Annotated in this window: 16 protein-coding genes and 1 pseudogene; 9 read left to right on the top strand and 8 right to left on the bottom strand. The window is 50.0% G+C overall.

The features are described 5' to 3' along the window. Positions 1 to 9 precede the first annotated feature (9 nt). Positions 10 to 1038 carry a multidrug transporter subunit MdtN gene (gene mdtN, locus FN037_RS15155; RefSeq protein ID WP_142502587.1) on the bottom strand — a complete coding sequence of 343 codons (1029 nt, stop codon included), beginning with the start codon at positions 1036 to 1038 and terminating at the stop codon, positions 10 to 12. 5 nt (positions 1039 to 1043) lie between these two features. Beyond that, positions 1044 to 1265, bottom strand: coding sequence for a YtcA family lipoprotein (locus tag FN037_RS15150; protein ID WP_171034838.1), 222 nt, complete (start codon positions 1263 to 1265; stop codon positions 1044 to 1046). Positions 1266 to 1415: 150 nt separating this feature from the next. Between FN037_RS15150 and FN037_RS15145 the strand changes: the two are divergent. After that, positions 1416 to 1535 (top strand): annotated as a pseudogene (locus FN037_RS15145) (EamA family transporter); the annotation flags it as partial. 162 nt (positions 1536 to 1697) lie between these two features. Here the strand turns inward: FN037_RS15145 and FN037_RS15140 are convergent. Further along, a complete protein-coding gene (locus tag FN037_RS15140) occupies positions 1698 to 1907 on the bottom strand; it encodes a YdgH/BhsA/McbA-like domain containing protein (protein WP_138360193.1) in 210 nt (69 codons plus the stop codon). A 733-nt stretch (positions 1908 to 2640) separates the two neighbouring features. Between FN037_RS15140 and FN037_RS15135 the strand changes: the two genes are divergently transcribed. The 5 genes from FN037_RS15135 to FN037_RS15115 all read left to right on the top strand — a co-directional run bounded on the left by FN037_RS15135 (position 2641) and on the right by FN037_RS15115 (position 8195). Then, positions 2641 to 3249: a fimbrial protein gene (locus FN037_RS15135; protein ID WP_138360192.1), complete on the top strand. Its 609-nt coding sequence runs from the start codon at positions 2641 to 2643 to the stop codon at positions 3247 to 3249. A 95-nt stretch (positions 3250 to 3344) separates the two neighbouring features. Next, a complete protein-coding gene (locus FN037_RS15130) occupies positions 3345 to 4046 on the top strand; it encodes a molecular chaperone (protein WP_142502586.1) in 702 nt (233 codons plus the stop codon). Positions 4047 to 4057: 11 nt separating this feature from the next. After that, entirely contained in the window at positions 4058 to 6544 is a 2487-nt protein-coding gene (locus FN037_RS15125; RefSeq protein ID WP_138360190.1) for a fimbria/pilus outer membrane usher protein, read from the top strand. Beyond that, positions 6535 to 7530: a fimbrial protein gene (locus tag FN037_RS15120; protein ID WP_138360189.1), complete on the top strand. Its 996-nt coding sequence runs from the start codon at positions 6535 to 6537 to the stop codon at positions 7528 to 7530. Before FN037_RS15125 ends, FN037_RS15120 begins: the two co-directional genes overlap by 10 nt. 77 nt (positions 7531 to 7607) lie before the next feature. Beyond that, on the top strand, positions 7608 to 8195 hold the full coding sequence (locus FN037_RS15115) for a fimbrial protein (RefSeq protein ID WP_241675618.1): 588 nt from the start codon (positions 7608 to 7610) through the stop codon (positions 8193 to 8195). Positions 8196 to 8254: 59 nt separating this feature from the next. On the opposite strand, the gene FN037_RS15110 is transcribed toward FN037_RS15115, so the two are convergent. From FN037_RS15110 to FN037_RS15095, 4 genes are all read right to left on the bottom strand, one after another. Then, entirely contained in the window at positions 8255 to 8971 is a 717-nt protein-coding gene (locus FN037_RS15110; protein ID WP_142502585.1) for an EAL domain-containing protein, read from the bottom strand. Between the two features lie 138 nt (positions 8972 to 9109). Then, complete coding sequence (locus tag FN037_RS15105) at positions 9110 to 9694, bottom strand: helix-turn-helix transcriptional regulator (RefSeq protein WP_142502584.1); 585 nt, start codon at positions 9692 to 9694, stop codon at positions 9110 to 9112. Positions 9695 to 9699: 5 nt separating this feature from the next. Beyond that, a complete protein-coding gene (locus FN037_RS15100) occupies positions 9700 to 10395 on the bottom strand; it encodes a flagellar brake protein (protein ID WP_142502583.1) in 696 nt (231 codons plus the stop codon). Positions 10396 to 10945: 550 nt separating this feature from the next. Then, positions 10946 to 12175 carry an amino acid permease gene (locus tag FN037_RS15095; RefSeq protein WP_142502582.1) on the bottom strand — a complete coding sequence of 410 codons (1230 nt, stop codon included), beginning with the start codon at positions 12173 to 12175 and terminating at the stop codon, positions 10946 to 10948. A 387-nt stretch (positions 12176 to 12562) separates the two neighbouring features. Between FN037_RS15095 and FN037_RS15090 the strand changes: the two genes are divergently transcribed. Together FN037_RS15090 and FN037_RS15085 are read left to right on the top strand one after the other, a co-directional pair. Then, positions 12563 to 13741 (top strand): acetyl-CoA C-acetyltransferase, encoded by a 1179-nt coding sequence (locus FN037_RS15090; RefSeq protein WP_142502581.1) that lies wholly within the window; start codon positions 12563 to 12565, stop codon positions 13739 to 13741. Positions 13742 to 14360: 619 nt separating this feature from the next. Continuing rightward, positions 14361 to 15056, top strand: a complete 696-nt coding sequence (locus tag FN037_RS15085) for an oligogalacturonate-specific porin KdgM family protein (protein ID WP_142502580.1) — start codon at positions 14361 to 14363, stop codon at positions 15054 to 15056. Positions 15057 to 15247: 191 nt separating this feature from the next. On the opposite strand, the gene FN037_RS15080 is transcribed toward FN037_RS15085, so the two are convergent. Further along, positions 15248 to 16423, bottom strand: a complete 1176-nt coding sequence (locus tag FN037_RS15080; RefSeq protein WP_138360182.1) for an oligogalacturonate lyase family protein — start codon at positions 16421 to 16423, stop codon at positions 15248 to 15250. A gap of 540 nt (positions 16424 to 16963) precedes the next feature. On the opposite strand from FN037_RS15080, the gene kduD reads away from it, so the two are divergent. Continuing rightward, entirely contained in the window at positions 16964 to 17725 is a 762-nt protein-coding gene (kduD, locus tag FN037_RS15075; RefSeq protein ID WP_142502579.1) for a 2-dehydro-3-deoxy-D-gluconate 5-dehydrogenase KduD, read from the top strand. Positions 17726 to 18149 lie beyond the last annotated feature (424 nt).

Here is an 18149-nt window from a genome sequence, read left to right as displayed (position 1 = left end):
GCCTCCTTATTATTGCGGCTGCAGAACGGCGCTGGCGGAGGCGCCCATACGAAACAGGTTCGGATCGGGATCTTTGACGGCAATTTTGACCGGAAAGCGCTGAGAGACATGGACCCAGTTGATACTTTTCTGAATAACCGGCAGGCCTTCGATTACGCTGCCGCCGTCGGGCAGCACGCCGGTACCCACCGAGTCAACCACGCCCTTGAAGATCCGGCTGTGGTTGGTCATCACGGTGATTCTGGCCGGGACGCCAGGACGCACGTTTTTTAAATCGGTTTCGCGGAAGTTCGCTATCACGTACCAGTGGTCGTCATCAAGCAGAGTAAAAACCGGTTTAAGCGCTGAAGCGTACTGACCAACCGTGGTTTTTAACGCCACCACCACGCCATTGAACGGCGCACGGACTTCGGTAAATTCGAGATGCAGCTCAGCCAGCGCGATTTGCGCCAGGATCCCCGCCCGCTGCGCCACCATCGCATCGACGCCGGTTACGGCGGCAGACGCCTGTTTCGCCTGCAACAGCGTGGCCTCCAGCTCGGCGCGCGCGGCTTTTTCCGCCGTTCGCGCCTGGTCAAGATCCTCTTTCGAGGCAAAACCCTGCGGCACCAGGGGTTCAAGGCGAATGCGCGAAGAGGTGGTTTGTTTAACCAACGCTCTGGCGCGTTCAACGGCGGCGGCGACCGACTGCGCGTTATATTCCTGCGCTTTGATTGTGCGCCGGGTCAGCATGATCTGCGCATCCAGGGTTGTCAGCCGCGCTCTGGCATCGTCGAGCATCGCCTGGTAGGGGCGCGGATCGATGCGGAACAGCAAGTCGCCTTTCTTAACCCGCTGGTTGTCGCGAATCGGCATGTCGACGATCCGCCCGCTTACTTCCGGCACTACGTCGATGGTGTCTGCATACACGTAGGCATCGTTCGTTTCTGGCGAGGTTTGTAGCTGCCAGATAACCAGAATCAGCGCCAGGATAGCGGCGAGAACCAGGGCCAGCAAGGGCCACTTTTTACGGATAACGCTTGAGCGGGATTGGGCCATAGTATTTAGTTTACGAAGAACAGGAACCACAAAATAGTGGCGAACAGGAACATCAGCGCCAGATAGCTGAAGACCAGCGGAGAAAATCGCGATTGCCACCCATTGCGCACAATCAGGATGTGGCAGGGGATAAGCAAAAACGCAGCAATCAATAAACAGAAAAACCAGCCGGGGAATGCCGCGCCTAATACCGGAATCGCCGGGGAAAATGAGCAGCCGGAAAGCATAAAAAGCGAGAATAATAACGGTGCCGGGCACGCCAGCTTTACAATACGCTGCAAGAATGAATCCCTGAATACTTATGTCATAGTTAAATAAGTTTAATCCCCCTCATGATGAAATAAAAGGCAGATATCCCGGACGGCTTCATGCTGTATCTTTTGGGCTGGATATTTTTGGGGAAGACGATTGAGGGAAAGGCTCTGGTGGGATTGGTGATTGTACCGTTAAGCGTGCTGTCGATTCAGCGGGCGTTATCGAAAGCCGCGAAGCGGTAAATTCCCGGTATTCACGCGTCGGGATTTCACCGAAGATCCGCACGACCGAAACAGAAAAGCCCCGTTGAGGGGCCCGACATTGCTGCGTACTTATTGTGTGGCGGGAGCCAGACCAGCCGCGCTCAGGCGACCTGTCCGGCAGCTCCCTCTGCAACCATCTGTTTATTTAGACAACTCAGCGGTCATATGGACCTGGTTACCGTTATAAGCCTCGGTAATGTGGTAGGACTCACCGTGGTCTTTAGCTATCGTGGCGATTTTGGCTTCTGCGTTGTCCAGGGTATCTGCGGTTACGCTGACTGACTGGGCGAAGCTAGCGAAAGAGACCAGAGAGAGCATACCGGCAGCGGCAAGTAATTTTACGTTTTTCATGGTGTGTATCCTTTTAACTTTTATGGTGGAAAGCGATGTTGCTTTCGATGGGTTTATAATAAGCATGCTAACTATCACTCGCGTTGCAAAAAGTGCGATCTAGATCACATTATTATGACCGAGGGATGACATTGAACTGAGTTTTTTGATTGTTTTTATAAGTAAAAACAATGTGATAATTTTTCTTTCGCCTGTTTCCGGCTATGGCAAAAACAGGCTCTCGCAAAACGATTTTCCTGGCTTCAGGTGATTAATAATTGGTTTTATGCATAGTCTGGGCACGTAAAAGAGAAGCCCGGTCAATTGTGATAGCGGAAATTATCTGTTGAATGAGATGGATTAAGCATGTTCCGGACAGGCTGAAATAGTCATTTATGACAGGATGGATACCTGTTTTATTCATTCGCTATCGCTTCTCCTCTGCCAATGTAAATAGCAAGAGATTTGTTTTATGCTATCGATTGCCAATTATTAATAGCCGTAATCTATTTGTTACCTTGATTAACAACTCATGAGTAAATGTATATTTGTTAGCGAAAATAGCATTCTTTGACGCCGACAGAATCAACGAGTTCTTTCTGGAGTTCGTTCCTGACGCTTAAATATTGCGGCTTCCGGTCAGTCGAAGTTTCTATTAACAGTTGCACAAGTGAGCATCGCATATCGTTTCTGACTTTGTGCAAATTAACTGTTTGCTCATTGATACTTAATTCACTCTGACAAGGAAATGGTAATGAAAAAGGTTCTTCTCTCTGCTGCAATGGCGACTGCGTTTTTTGGTATGGCTGCGGCAAATGCTGCTGATACCAATGTAGGCGGCGGCCAGGTTAATTTCTTCGGTAAAGTTACCGATGTTTCTTGTACTGTTTCCGTAAATGGCCAGGGCAGCGATGCTAATGTTTATTTGTCACCAGTAACGTTAACGGAAGTTAAAGCTGCGTCTGCGGATACCTATCTGAAACCAAAATCGTTCACCATCGATGTTTCTGACTGCCAGGCGGCTGACGGTACTGTCCAGGATGATGTGAGCAAACTGGGCGTAAACTGGACGGGCGGTAACCTGCTGGCTGGCGCAAGCAGCACGCAACAGGGCTACCTGGCAAACACCGAAGCGGCTGGCGCGCAGAATATTCAGTTGGTTCTGGCTACCGATAATGCTACCGCGCTGACCAATAAAATTATTCCGGGCGCAGATTCCCAGCCGAAAGCGACTGGTGACGCGTCGGCCGTTGAAGGGGGCGCACGCTTCACTTACTACGTTGGCTATGTGACCAGCACCCCGGAAACCGTTACTACGGGTGTCGTTAACAGCTACGCGACTTACGAAATTACCTATCAGTAATCTCGACTGAGAAATAAAACCGCCCCGTACAGGGGCGGTATAAAACAATAATAAAGCGGCCGCCGCCGCCGCTTATTTTTTATTCTGAGGTCAGCATGATACGTATTGCCCTTTTTTTCTGTTTCATTTTTAGTTTTGCGGCTAATGCTAATAATATTATTGTTAACGGTACTCGCTTTATTTACCCAGGAAATGAAAAAGAAATAACGGTGCAGCTCACTAACACTGCCGACCGTCCGGCCCTGGCACAAGCCTGGCTGGATAATGGTAATGCTGATGCCACACCGGATACCATTACCACACCATTTATTATCACTCCGCCGATTTCCCGCGTGGACGCCAAAAGCGGTCAGACCCTGCGTATTAAGCTCAGCAGTAACGTAGGGCTCGCTAAAAATAAAGAGACGCTGTGGTGGTTGAATATTCTGGAAATTCCACCGGTAGAGGCTAGCAAGAAGAACGAAGGACAAAATATTCTGCAACTGGCGATTCGTTCGCGCTTTAAGTTTATCTATCGCCCCAACGGATTAGGCAACCGCGACACCGCGGCGGAAAAACTGGTGCTTTCCGCTAACGGTAGCAACTTATCCGTCAGTAATCCTACCCCCTTTTATATCACCGTAAGCCGTATTTCCCGTAACGGTGGCAAAGCATTGAACAGCAAAACGGTGATGTTTGCTCCGCAGTCCAGCCAGACCATCGCCCTCTCTTCTGCGGTGAGCAAAGGCGAGATCCTGACAGTTAACAACATTAATGACTATGGCGCAGATGTCGCAGTGAAAGTTGCCGTCAAATAAGGGGAAGGATCATGAAGCAGAGGTCAATCTGCCCGGGAAGATTAAGCACGGCCATTGCGGTGGCGCTGTGCTGCTTTCCGCCATTTTCCAGTGGACAGGAAAACCCAGGAACGGTCTGGCAGTTTAACGATGGTTTTATCGTTGGCAGTCGTGAAAAGGTCGATCTGTCGCGCTTTTCCATGAGCGCTATCACCGAAGGCGTTTATTCACTTGATGTGTATACCAACGGCGAATGGAAAGGGCGCTATGACTTGAATGTCACACGCGGAAAAGATGGCAAGATGGGCGTTTGCTATACCAAAGCGATGCTGATGCAATATGGGATCTCGCCAGAAAAGCTTAACCCGCAACTCAGCGAGAAAGAGGGCTTCTGTGGACGTCTGCAGGCGTGGCGTAAAGAAGAGAATGTCAAAGATACTTTGATCCAGTCTTCTTTGAGACTGGATATCTCTGTACCGCAAATCTACGAAGACCAGCGTTTTAAGAACTTTGTCAGCCCGAAGTTCTGGGATAAAGGCATTGCGGCGCTGAATTTAGGCTGGATGGCTAACGCCTGGAATAGCCACACCTCGTCGACAGGCGGTTCAGATAACAGCAGCGCTTATCTGGGAGTTAATGCGGGGTTTTCGTGGAACGGGTGGCTGCTTAAACATATTGGTAATCTGAACTGGCAGCAGCAGCAGGGGAAGGCGCGCTGGAACAGCAATCAGACCTACCTGCAGCGTCCAATTCCGCAGATTAACTCGATTGTCAGCGGCGGGCAGATTTTTACCAACGGTGAATTTTTTGACACTATCGGCCTGCGTGGGATAAATCTGGCGACTGATGACAATATGTTCCCGGACGGTATGCGTTCCTATGCCCCGGAAATTCGCGGCGTGGCGCAAAGTAACGCGCTGGTGACGGTACGTCAGGGCAACAATATTATCTATCAGACCACCGTGCCGCCGGGCCCGTTTACCTTGCAGGATGTCTACCCCTCAGGCTATGGCAGCGACCTTGAAGTCTCAGTCAAGGAGGCCGATGGTTCGGTCGAAGTGTTCAGCGTACCTTACGCCTCGGTGGCGCAGTTGCTGCGTCCGGGGATGACCCGCTACGCGCTCTCTGCCGGTAAAGTTGATGATGATTCGTTGCGCAATAAACCGATGCTCTACCAGGGGACCTGGCAGCATGGGTTAAATAACCAGTTTACTGGCTATGCCGGTGTCACCGGCTTTGATGACTATCAGGCTTTCCTGCTGGGCACCGGGATGAACACCGGTATCGGCGCACTGTCATTCGATGTGACGCATTCCCGGCTGAAGAGCGGTACCCTTGATGAACAGGGGCAGAGCTACCGCGCCACCTTTAACCGTATGTTTACCGAAACCCAGACCAGTATTGTGCTGGCGGCGTATCGCTATTCAACCAAAGGCTATTACAACCTGAACGATGCGTTGTATGCGGTTGATCAGGAAAAAAACCACAACAGTAGCTATACCGTGTGGCGGCAAAAAAACAGTATGACCTTTACTGTTAATCAGAACCTGCCGGAGGGGTGGGGCGGTTTTTACTTAAGTGGCCGGATTTCGGATTACTGGAACCGTTCGGGAACGGAAAAACAGTATCAACTGAGTTATAATAACATGTTTGGCCGCCTCTCATGGTCGGTCAGCGCCCAGCGCGTTTATACCCCGGACAGTTCCGGTCATCGTCGTGATGACCGTGTTTCGCTTAACTTCAGCTATCCCCTGTGGTTCGGCGAAAATCGCACCGCTAATCTGACGTCAAACACCTCGTTCAACAATTCGCATTTCTCCAGCTCGCAGATTGGCGTCAATGGTTCGCTGGATAGCGAAAACAACCTCAACTACGGCGTATCAACGACCACCTCCACCGGGGGCCAGCACGATGTGGCGCTGAATGGCAGTTATCGTACTCCGTGGACGACGCTGAACGGCAGCTATAGCCAGGGCGAGGGGTATCGTCAGAGTGGCCTGGGTGCCAGCGGGACGTTGGTTGTCCATCAACACGGCGCGGTATTCTCACCTGAAACCGGCACCACAATGGCGCTGATTGAGGCGAAAGATGCCGCAGGCGCCATGTTGCCAGGGTCGCCGGGCACCCGCATTGATAGTGACGGCTACGCTATTCTGCCGTATCTGCGGCCTTACCGGATTAACGCCGTTGAAATTGATCCGAAAGGCAGCAACGACGATATCGCGTTCGATCGTACCGTGGCGCAGGTTGTGCCGTGGGAGGGGAGTGTGGTCAAAGTTTCCTTCGATACAACAGTGCAAAACAACATTACGCGGTTGGCGCGCCAGCGCGATGGTCAGCCATTACCGTTCGCCGCCACGATTTTCGACCCGAGTGGAAAAGAGATTGGCGTGGTGGGTCAGGGCAGCATGCTATTTATCAGCGACGACAGTGTCCGATTGGCGACCGTGAAGTGGAGTGGCGGGCAATGTACGGTGGATTTGAGTCAGGCAAAAACAAAGGAAACGCTATGTCGCTAAGTAAAAAACTGACGCTTTTTATTGGCTTAATGGTGCTGGGGATCACGTCGGCATGGGCTTCCTGCACGCGCCTTTCGCAGCCGACGGTGACATTGGATATGGCTATCGGGCGGGTGGTTGTTTCGCCGGATCTGCCGGTAGGCTCAGTGATTGCTACCCGAAACTGGACAATGTCGGCGCCGGGGGGATACAGCTATCGGTGTACCTCCGGTACTAACCGTTTTGCGGCGAAAATCGTTGCTTCCGGGGCGACCGATCTGGGGAATAAAGTGTATTCCACCAATGTGGCCGGCATCGGGCTGCGTTTTAGTCGCGGCGGTTCGACGGTCAATATTATCTACCCGGACGTCTTCTCCTCCACGGTCAGCGGGACCACTAATTATACGCTGGAAGGTTCCCGTTTTACGCTGGAGGTGATTAAAACCGCGAGCGTGACCGGTAGTGGAACCCTGGCGGCGGGGAAATATACCTCTTATGACTGGGAAAGCGGTAATGACCCGATCCTTGAAACCTTCCTCAGCGCTAATGCCATTACCATTGTCTCGCCATCCTGCACCGTACTCAGCGGAACAAATATGAACGTTGATATTGGTACCATTAAGCGCAGCGATCTGACGGGCGTCGGTACTACCGCAGGAGGGAAAGACTTTAATATTCAGTTGCAGTGTAGCGGTGGCGTAAGCGAATCCGGTTTTGCCAACATTTATACGACATTTTCCGGAAACCTGGCGACAGGCACCACGGCCGCTCAGGGGGTGCTGATCAACGAAAAAACCGGCAGCTCAGCGGCGAGCGGTATTGGTGTCCAGGTGTTGAAAGATGGCGAGCCTCTTGAATTCAGCAAAAAATATAATGTCGGTACCCTACAGACCGAGGAAACCCGTTATATCTCATTGCCTTATCGTGCTCGCTTCTACCAGTACGCGGCAACCACCAGCGCGGGTGAAGTGGAGTCGCATATGGTTTTCAACCTGACGTACGATTAATGCCGGAGGCGGGGATGCGTGATTCAGTCCAGTATAAAAATCGCAAACGACTCATTCAACGGGGTCTGGTGAGCGCAATGCTTGTTGCCTCTTCGGCGTGGGGATTTGAGACCAATTATGATCAAGGGCGAGTGGATTTTGCCGGGAGAGTGACCGATATTTCCTGCAGTGTGACGCTCAACGGTGGCAATAATGCAGGCAGCGGTAGCGTCTGGCTGGCGCCGATCAGCCTGGCGGAAGTGCACGCCCGAGGCGCGGGTGCATTTATGAAACCGCAGCCTTTTACGCTGGAACTCTCAAACTGCCAGCTTCGCCATGATGGCGGCGCGGTGGATAAAGATGAAGTTCGGATGGTGAGCGTGCGCTGGATTGATGGGTTTATGGTCAATTCCGTCAGCAATGAAAACGCCGGTTATCTGGCGAATACGCGCGCGGATGGTGCCCGTCATATTTTTCTGGCGTTGTCGACTAACGACAATAATACCCTGGATAAGAGCAATAAAATTGTCCCGGCAGACCCGCTGCAAAACCGGGTGCCTTTGGTGGAAAAGTCAGTAGACGGCGGCGTATTTACTTACTACATCGGCTACGTTACGCCCACCCCGGAAAAAGCGACCAGTGGTTTGTTGACCAGTTGGGCGACCTGGGAGTTAGTTTATAATTAATTCGCTGATTTATTTGTTGCCGCCATATTGATTGTGATGCCGGAATGTTCCGGCATTTTTTAAATCCCGATTTCTTCTTGAATCAGTTGTTCCATGCTGACCTCTTGCCAGTAGTGCCCCTGAATGGCAAACCATTCCATACCCTGTAACCAGTTCTTATGTGCTTCACTTTCGATACCTTCAATAATAACATTATGCTGGTTACGGGTAAGGAAGGTGACCAGCGCATCCATCAGCGGTCGCCCCGCGTTTTTTTTCATTAAATCCCATAAAAGGTTTTTATCGATTTTGACATAATCAAAATGGTAGCCGCGAATGGCATTAATACCTGCGTAGCCTGAACCGAAGTCATCGAGCCAGAGCGTCGCGCGTTGTCCGGTACGCCAGGTGGCGAGGGCATTATTCAATAACTTATTTGAATTCTCCGTAACTTCAAAGTGGACGCAACCAATGTGCTCAATAATCTCCTGGATCTCTGGCCTGAGCAACACGTTCAGTATATGGTCGTCAACATTAATCGTCGCGAAAATACCCTTTTTATTAAACCATTGTTTATGTTTTGCAATGAGCGCCAGTTGTTCCATAAATATACTCTCACGTAACCCGGTATTGGCATAACGAAAGAAATCTTCAGGTGAGATGGGCATGCGATCGAAACGGCTCAGACATTCCACCGCGACGAGTGTACCTTTTGGGGAAAACATTTTTTGAAAGACATAACGAACGAATAAATCGCTACGTGAGAGGCTATGGCAGGGAAAAATGGTTGCGTTCATTATCTCTTATCAGAAAACAAGTCGAAAGTCGGGAGAGAGTAATATTATTATAGGTAACCTTTCTGCCGATGGGAATGATTAAAGGCAAAATACCAATTAATTATCGGTTTTTGATAGAGCACCGGCATACTGTAGATTTCAACATTGATACATATTGGCTATCATCTTGTGCATGCTCCATGAGTTATGCATGCCGAGTTTCTTCATGATATGTGCTTTATGGCTATGCACCGTTTTGTGGTCAATATCGAGAAGCGCGGCAATTCTTTTATTGTTGTTGCAGGTAATGATTAACTCCAGAATCTGGCGTTCCCTGGCGCTCAGCATTCTCTGGGTGCATAATTCCTGCACATTGTCTGGGGCTAATGGTGGGGTAATAATGGCGGCGAAATCTGTTATGGGTGATTTGTCATGTAGAATCAAAATATTATCCAGATTCAGAAGCTCCCGACACAGGCTGGATAGCTCGTTCTGGACAATAAGAACCAGCGATGTGCAGGACATCAGGTGATTTTGTAAGCTGTTAAGTAACGCGACAGTGGTGGCTGCCGCGATATCTTTATGAATAACATTGATGATCACGGTGTCGGTCAACGGAACGCAGATACCATTGGTCAACGCCAGCAGATCCAGCGTGGTAATGCTTTTCTGATTATCCGTAAGATAGTGGTAAATTGATTGCCCAATGATATTGTCATCGGTGTAAAGTAAGATACTGTTCAAGGGATTTAAACTCTCTTTTTTCTTTTGGCTTCCATAATCAAGTCGAGTAATACTTTTTCTATTCTCTTCTTGTTATCAGGATGGCGAAATTTAAACTGACAAGAAATCTGGTAGTAGCTTGCAGGGGCTTCTTTATCATCCAGGGTTACCATGACGACATTTTTTATCACCAGGTCTACGGTTATTTCACCATATTCAGCGAGGTCCAGAATGGCATTCTTGATGGTTGCATTATGGCTGAGAAATTTTAGATTGGGGTTTGCGGTTATCAGTGCGCAACCCCCATCCGAAATATCTTTGATTTCGAATAGATAGTTTTCTCCATTCTTATATCGGCCATGGCAGAGAAAGCCGTGCTCCTGATGTAACCGGAATCGTGGCGCGCGCCGCCGTTGCACTACCTTGATACAGTCAGGCAAGATGAACGCTACCGTATTACTTTCACCATGAGCACCCTGTTTTTTTAACATTGAGCAAAACTCTATTTTCCCGGAATCACTATGCAAGATAAACTTAACCTTATGACCGGCAGGGATTTTTCTGGCGGTGGCAATATGAAATTCAGAAAAATCCACACGTGTTAACTGGGTAATGGTGCTTTTGTTATTAATAATAATTTCTATCTCTGCCTGTTTCCGACGCTCTTCTCTGAAAATAGCAATAATTTCATACTTATTGGTCTTTATTGTTCCCTCTGTCATGTAAAATCCTTGTTAATTGTTATTGTGTGGCGTTGATTTTTTATATAGCAATACGAACATTCTGATTGTGTTAATCAGATGTTTTTATGAGTGTTTAATGTTGTTAGCTATCTTTTGGGCTAAATTGATTTGTATAAACTTTGGATGAGATATTGTTTTTCCTGCAATCAAGAGAACTAAAATCCTTTTGTGACAGAAACAACAGATGCCTCCAGTCCGGAGGCCGATCGAAGAGCATTCAACTATTCTGCGTCAGGGGTGTCGGTTAGAACATAATGCAAATAACAGCCAATTTATAGGATGTTTACACAAAATCATTTGGCAACATAAGAAGGGCAGGCGATAAATTCGCGGAGCAGGAATTTGCGCAACCGAATACTGGACTCCTGTCATGCATTCAATCCGCCGGAATGTCGATAGCGCAAATAACGGGAGATGGCATTTGGTGACGTGAAATCAATGGGCGATAAGGTGGGCGGAAGAGCAGGCGTGCGGAAATGAGAATACGGGCAGAACGGCGGCGAAAAAGGATCTCCGCCGCCCGGGGAGGTTAACTCAAGAACATTACCGAGACGCACAGTAAACCTACCACCAGGGTTATCACGTTACCGAGTGAGCGATAGGGTTTCAGCACCGGAATGAGATATGTGGACAGCGTCGGCATGATGAATAAAATCATTGCAATAAGTGGGCCGCTGATCGCATAAATCATTGAGATGGCATTAGGGTTGATAAAGCAGACCACAAAGGTCAGCGTGGAAACCAGCAGGATCGACATCGCACGGTTAAATGCCCGGCTTTTGCGAATACCGACCTGGGCGAGGGCGGTTTTCACGATTTCACTGGCACCTTCAATCACACCAAAATAGGTTCCAAGGAATGATTTCGACATCGCGACGACCGCGACAATAATTCCGGTCACCGCCAGCCAGGCCGGTGAACCGGGCATCATCGACAGCGCGGAAAGAATGGTCACGCCTTTATCACGCGCGGCTTCAATATACGTTGTCGGTATCGACAGCAGGCAACTGAAAACAAAAAACAACACGCTGGCACAGATAAGCGTGTAGGCCACCTTCATGATCTTTTTGCATTTACTCATGGCGTGCTCGCCGTATTTCTCCTGCTGATCGATAGCAAAAGTCGAAATGATCGGCGTATGGCTAAAAGCAAAAACCATCACGGGAATTGAGATCCAGATTTGGTGGAGCGTGTGCGGAGTCAGCTGCATTTGACTGGTCAGATACTCAGGCTGCCAGCTGCCCATTAAATAAACAGAGAGGAACAAGAAGCAGGCAATGAGCGGGAAGACTAAAAATCCCATCACTTTAATCGTGATATGGCGACCCATTAAAAAGATCAGATTCAGTACCAGCACCACGCCGAGGCTAAGCAATGCGCGTACTGCAGGCGTGATCGGAATAGAGCGGGATAACTGCCCGGCGAGCGAATTGGTAATAGCCACAGCGTAGATCAGCACCACCACGAAAAAAGCGAGGAAATAGAGCCCGGTAATCAGATTACCGATCTTTTTACCATAATAGTGATTAACGGCACCGGTGATCCCCGCGCCAGGGGCAATTTTGGCGGAGAGGATGAACTGACTCAGCGCCTTGTGCGGCCAATAAGTTAGCGGCCAGGCAACCAGTGTGGTGATGAACAGAACTATGGCGCCGGCAGCGCCCAACTGAATCGGTAAGAATAACGTGCCTGCACCTACAGCAGTACCATATAAGGCAAAACTCCAAAGTGTCTCTTCTTTAGACCAAAATTTATACATTATGTGACTTTATCAACCATAAAAAGAACAAAAAGGAGTGCAATTTATCACATTTATATATTTGCTGTGGCGATAGTTTCCGACGGCGCGGTGAGGCGGCGGATCGCCGGTCATCGCTCTGGCCGCCTGCGAAAGATCATTGACGCGGATAACAGCCTGATGGCGCTGAATATAATCGGTTATCCTCGTACTTTTTTGCTGTTGGGGAGTGGAATAAAAAACCTTATCGGGAGAGGGGGGGAAGCGGGCTGTGCTGCGCTCTCGGGGGTTACGGGCGTTAAAATCGGCTAAAATCTTTGTGATTCACGCTCACTTTTTTAAATAATTGCGAAACTTATTGATAACAATTCACTACTATAGTGCTGTTTTTATGTGCAGAGGTAGAGGATGAAAGAGGTCGTAATCGTCGGCGCGCTGCGAACGCCAATCGGCTGTTTTCAGGGGACGTTGTCGCGTCATTCGGCGGTGGAACTGGGCAGCGTGGTGGTGAAAGCCTTAGTCGAGCGTAGCGGCGTCGATCCCCGGCATGTTGATGAGGTGATCCTCGGTCAGGTCCTGACTGCGGGCACCGGACAAAATCCGGCGCGTCAATCGGCGCTCCGTGGCGGACTGCCTGATACCGTTTCTGCAATTACCATCAACGATGTGTGCGGCTCCGGTCTGAAGGCGCTACACCTGGCGACTCAGGCCATTCAGTGCGGGGAAGCCGATGTGGTGATCGCCGGAGGGCAGGAGAATATGAGCCGTGCTCCGCACGTTTTAACCGACAGCCGCAGCGGGGCGCAATGGGATAACGGTCAGATTATCGACAGCCTGGTCCACGACGGCCTGTGGGATGCATTTAATGATTATCATATAGGCGTGACGGCAGAAAATCTGGCGCGCGAGTATGATATCAGCCGCGAACAGCAGGATGCCTGGGCGTTCAGTTCGCAGCATAAAGCGCGACGGGCGATTGATTCCGGTCGTTTTCGCGATGAAATTGTGCCCGTGGCCACTGAGTACAACGGTATTTCACGTCTGGTGGATACCGATGAACAACCGCGATCGGAGACCAGTGCAGAAACGCTAGCGGGTTTGCTCCCGGCTTTCGATCGGCAAGGGTCGGTAACCGCGGGTAATGCTTCAGGCATTAATGATGGAGCAGCAGCGGTGATGATGATGAGTGAAGTTAAAGCTCAGGCGCTGGGGCTGCCGGTTCTGGCGCGGATCCGCGCCTTTGCCAGCGTTGGCGTCGATCCCGCGTTGATGGGCATTGCTCCGGTACATGCCACCCGCCGTTGCCTGGAAAGAGCCGGCTGGAAGCTGGATGAAGTCGATCTGATTGAAGCCAATGAAGCCTTTGCCGCTCAGGCGATTTCGGTGGGGAAGATGCTGGAATGGGATGAGCGGCGGGTGAATGTTAACGGTGGTGCGATCGCGCTGGGTCATCCAATTGGCGCTTCCGGTTGCCGTATCCTGGTCTCCCTGGTTCATGAGATGATCAAACGCGATTCACATAAAGGACTGGCGACCCTATGCATTGGTGGCGGTCAGGGGGTTGCGCTGGCGGTTGAACGTGAATAGAACTTTCCGGACGCCCGTTTCCGGCGCTTTCCGGTGGGCCAGGCCCGGAGGTTGAGTGCTGGTTTTGCCAAAAGTCAGGAGTCGCGTATTGTTTATTTTCGCCGGGTTCTGGCCTGGGGCCTGTTTCTTTTACCCGCAATTGCGTGGGTGGCAGCATATCCGCCGACAGGGAAATTCGTTGCGTTTTCCGATCAGGCGAGTGGCCGGTCGAGGAGGCGTACCCGAATTTTTCCTGGTTTCCCGACGGCTATAAAGTGATAACACTATTTATTTATGCAAATTTAATCAGGGTGGCAAGCGCGTCAACATTATCCTGCTTTTATTCCCCGACGCAGAAACAACATATTCCCGCCAGTAAATAAGACAGCATAAAAAACCTCCGCAGCCTGGCTTAAGCGTGCGACATGACCTGCCCACGGAGGTTTTTGATCATCAAGCACTTTCTTTCGAAAAATCCTCTCTCCGGTCCCTATTTTTGTTGAGCGTTGTCACGTCTTTTTGTGCCACCTTTTTTGAAACAAATAATTACGATCGAGATCACTAAAACATAATTGCCTAAAAAATAAAATGCAGTTTCATAAAAACGAAATGATATTTTAATTATATAGAGGGGTATTTTATGTTGGTAAGATCTCTGACTTTTGCTGCGCTCTGCGGCATGTCTTTCGCGGCCTCAGCGGTCACGGTTGATTTACGTCACGAATTCATTGATGGCGGCAAATCGGATAAGAGCAACGCCGATCGTGTTCTCGTCTCCCATCGTTTCGCGAACGGCTTTGGCTTCTCCGTTGAGGCGAAGTGGAAATCAGGGGGCGACAACGCCAGCCAGCCCTATTCGGATTTGGTCGGTAACGGTCATGAAGAGACCATTGGCTGGCAGTGGAAGCCCAATAAGAACTTTTCGATGGAACCGGGGTTTAAAATTGAGAGTAACGATAGCCGCTCAATCTATAAGCCTTTTTTGCGCGCGCAGTATAGCTTTGACAACGGTTTCTACGTTGCGGCCCGTTATCGTTATGACTACACCCGCTATCCGTCGAATGCCGGCAAAGACGATGATAAAGTCAACCGTGGCGATGCATGGGCCGGCTATGTTTTCGGCAACTGGCGTGCTGAGCTGAACTATGTTTATGCGCGCAGTACCGAAGGCGTTGCCCGTAACGACAATAAACCGTACTCGCAAGAGTACAACCTCAAAGTTGCCTATAAGCTGGATAAAAACTGGGCGCCGTACGGTGAACTCGGTAACGTTGGCGTAGCCGACCGCAGTGACCGCCAGACCCGCTTCCGTGTGGGGGTGGCCTACTCGTTCTAAAACAAAAAACGCCCTCATCGTTTTCCCCGGAGCCGTTAGCCGGGGTTTTCTGTTTGTGTTTTCCGACGGATTGCGACGATTCACGATGTGAATTGCGTCGCCAGAAAGGGCGGATCACGCGCCAGAAAAAAGCCCTCCGCGAGGGAGGGCAAGGCCAGTTACAGAAACATTCACTCAAACAGTGACAAACGCTATGCCTTCAGCATCTCAGGATGCAACGGCAACTTCGCGATATAAACGGCAGGTTTACCGTCTTTATCGGAACTGAACAAAATGGCGCTATCGTCCGGCGTAAAGGATGGGTGCGGGTGGGTAACCTGGCGACTATTGGCCACCGTGGCCCAGGAGGTATCGTGACGCGCGACGCGGAAATAAGCCTGTTTCGCGACATCAAAAGCGTACAGATACGGGTCGTTATCAATGGTGTAGCCGCTGGTGTCTTTCACGTCCACCGGGGTGCCGGAACCATCGCCCACCAGCATTGTGCCGTCAAAATTACTCATCAGATGCGAACAGGCGGGCATCTGCATGACCGCTTCATTGACCCCGGTATCCGGGTTGAAGCGATAAATCGTCCGGCCCTGCTGGCCCTTCAGATAAGAGACATAGACCAGCGCGGAGCCATTCGGTACCCAGAATTCGTGGGTGCAGCTTTCACCTTCTGCATGTTCTTTGACTTTACGCACGTTGCTGCCGTCTTCGTTCACCATCCACATTCTTGCATCGACCAGATCGTGTGGGCCTTCATGGCAGAAGGCGACGGTGTTGTCATCGAAAGGCCGATAAATCGGGTGGCCCAGCCATTTTTTCTCTTCGTGGATCACACTGCTTTCGCCGGTTTGCAGGTCGACGCGCAGCAGACGGCAATGAGGACCTTTATGGAAGAAATCGTGGAAGATCTGCCAGTCGTTGAGCGGCGTCCAGTCGCTTCTGGCGATCTCGATGCCAACCAGTTTCGTGCAGTCGCTGTTCGCAACCCAGGTTCCATAGCCCACCCAGTCGTCGGCAACACGATAAACTTCGCGTTCCTGCAGGGTGGTGAGGTTAACTTCCAGCAACGTGCGGTCGTTTTTTACGTAATAGAGGGATTTATCATCCGGGGAAAGGAAACCGCCAAACGTATTATCGCCAGCGCCTTCGGTCAACTGTACTGCCTCGGCTTTCGCCAGGTCCAACAGGTAGTAGTTCCAGTTACCATCGAATTCGCCGGCAAACAGTAAATGGCTGCCATCATTAAAAAAACATTTCTGATAGAAATAGTTACGATGACAGGTAACGTCGGGTGGGGTTAAGCGGGTGATTTCCGCGCCGGTGTCCGGATCGCGGCTGACGTCGTAATTCAATTTTACCCGCATGCCTTTAGCCATGATGTACTCCTTTTCCTTCCTGATATGTCGCCAGGTCATTAGAGACCGGTCAGCACAATTTTATTTAAAAGATGGGTATTAATTTATCAAAACAATGTTTCATTATTTGTGATGACGTGCTCAATTAGCAACAATACCTTGCTCTGGATCGCACTTTTTCGCCATTGCACCATCTGATACCTGGCCAGTCGCCGCATTACTGTCGTTTCTGAAGGAGCTCAACCATTTTAATGAGATGTTAACCATATGTATTTTATGGAGTAAAAATAAAAAATCAGCGCTGGTCGTCATCCACTTCGTGATCTGTTCGGCATTTTCAATATTGATACACATTAAAATTGAAACAATGTTTTAATAATAATTGAAAATGGCTTTAGGCAAGGATAAGATGGACAAACCTAAAATCGGAACTCTGTTTTATTTTTTATATGGGAAACCCCTGAGAGTTCTGTAAACCATACGGGTCTGCGCAAGCAAGCGGGCCGGACGAATAGAACCTCGCCTGTGCCTACAGGCACTGAAAGATGAAAGGAACCAAGTATGATTCTCGATACATTCTCCCTGCAGGGTAAAGTGGCCGTTGTCAGCGGCTGTGATACGGGTCTGGGTCAGGGCATGGCGCTCGGTCTGTCGGAAGCAGGTTGTGACATCGTAGGGATTAATATTGTTGAGCCGACAGAAACCATTGAACGCGTAACCGCGTTGGGGCGTCGCTTTCTCAGCCTGACCGCCGATCTGCGTCAGATTGACGGTATTCCGCAACTGCTGGAACGCGCGGTGGCTGAATTCGGTCATATTGATATTCTGGTGAACAACGCCGGTCTGATCCGTCGTGAGGATGCGATTGAATTCAGTGAGAAAGACTGGGATGACGTGATGAATCTGAACATTAAGAGCGTATTCTTTATGTCCCAGGCGGCGGCGAAACACTTTATTGCCCAGGGGACCGGCGGCAAGATTATCAACATCGCTTCAATGCTCTCCTTCCAGGGCGGGATCCGCGTACCGTCTTATACGGCGTCTAAAAGTGCGGTAATGGGCGTGACCCGGTTGCTGGCGAACGAGTGGGCGAAACACGGTATCAATGTGAATGCGCTCGCGCCGGGCTATATGGCGACGAATAATACTCAGCAGCTGCGCGCGGATGAACAACGTAGCAGTGAGATCCTCGATCGTATCCCGGCAGGCCGTTGGGGACTGCCGAGCGACCTGATGGGGCCGGTGGTATTTCTGGCTTCCAGCGCCTCGGATTATATCAATGGCTACACCGTTGCGGTGGATGGCGGCTGGCTGGCACGCTAATTTTTCACCTCGTTTGGCTGTCATAACAAAAAACCGTTTCGGCAGTCATGCCAGTCAGTTCAGCAACTGACTGGCTGTTTTGCGTGGCCTTACCTCTGTTTATGCGCTTCTCATTTCTCCTTCGCAGGACGCGGTCTCTTCCCGCGGAGTGACGGTTCTACCGTCCCGTTCAATATCTCTCCAGGGATGGCGATAAAGATCCTCGCAGCCTTCTCCAGATAACGTATGGCAAACCTGAATCGGTATTGCCACGCCAGTAGCTTTCTCATGCTATAACAATAATTGTCCATATCATGAAATGGAAATAATCCATATTGTTTTTTTATATTTCATGGATAACTCTATATATTACAGGAAGTGTAGATATGAGAATGATCATTTTCTGTTTACTCCAAAGTTGAATGTCCATCACAAAACGATCCTC

This window comes from Klebsiella sp. 2680 (genome assembly GCF_900198535.1).
GTDB classification, from domain to species: Bacteria; Pseudomonadota; Gammaproteobacteria; order Enterobacterales; family Enterobacteriaceae; genus Klebsiella; species Klebsiella indica.
Note: the sequence above shows the minus strand (reverse complement) of the source record. Positions and strands in the feature narration are given on the sequence as shown.

Bases quoted from the DNA above. Each gene is read 5' to 3' on its own strand.
- FN037_RS15100 (WP_142502583.1), bottom strand. From the start codon at position 10,395: ATGACAGAGGGAACAATAAAGACCAATAAGTATGAAATTATTGCTATT.
- FN037_RS15120 (WP_138360189.1), top strand. From the start codon at position 6,535: ATGTCGCTAAGTAAAAAACTGACGCTTTTTATTGGCTTAATGGTGCTG.
- mdtN (WP_142502587.1), bottom strand. From the start codon at position 1,038: ATGGCCCAATCCCGCTCAAGCGTTATCCGTAAAAAGTGGCCCTTGCTG.
- FN037_RS15140 (WP_138360193.1), bottom strand. From the start codon at position 1,907: ATGAAAAACGTAAAATTACTTGCCGCTGCCGGTATGCTCTCTCTGGTC.
- FN037_RS15150 (WP_171034838.1), bottom strand. From the start codon at position 1,265: ATGCTTTCCGGCTGCTCATTTTCCCCGGCGATTCCGGTATTAGGCGCG.
- kduD (WP_142502579.1), top strand. From the start codon at position 16,964: ATGATTCTCGATACATTCTCCCTGCAGGGTAAAGTGGCCGTTGTCAGC.
- FN037_RS15125 (WP_138360190.1), top strand. From the start codon at position 4,058: ATGAAGCAGAGGTCAATCTGCCCGGGAAGATTAAGCACGGCCATTGCG.
- FN037_RS15115 (WP_241675618.1), top strand. From the start codon at position 7,608: ATGCTTGTTGCCTCTTCGGCGTGGGGATTTGAGACCAATTATGATCAA.
- FN037_RS15080 (WP_138360182.1), bottom strand. From the start codon at position 16,423: ATGGCTAAAGGCATGCGGGTAAAATTGAATTACGACGTCAGCCGCGAT.
- FN037_RS15085 (WP_142502580.1), top strand. From the start codon at position 14,361: ATGTTGGTAAGATCTCTGACTTTTGCTGCGCTCTGCGGCATGTCTTTC.
- FN037_RS15090 (WP_142502581.1), top strand. From the start codon at position 12,563: ATGAAAGAGGTCGTAATCGTCGGCGCGCTGCGAACGCCAATCGGCTGT.
- FN037_RS15110 (WP_142502585.1), bottom strand. From the start codon at position 8,971: ATGAACGCAACCATTTTTCCCTGCCATAGCCTCTCACGTAGCGATTTA.
- FN037_RS15135 (WP_138360192.1), top strand. From the start codon at position 2,641: ATGAAAAAGGTTCTTCTCTCTGCTGCAATGGCGACTGCGTTTTTTGGT.
- FN037_RS15130 (WP_142502586.1), top strand. From the start codon at position 3,345: ATGATACGTATTGCCCTTTTTTTCTGTTTCATTTTTAGTTTTGCGGCT.
- FN037_RS15095 (WP_142502582.1), bottom strand. From the start codon at position 12,175: ATGTATAAATTTTGGTCTAAAGAAGAGACACTTTGGAGTTTTGCCTTA.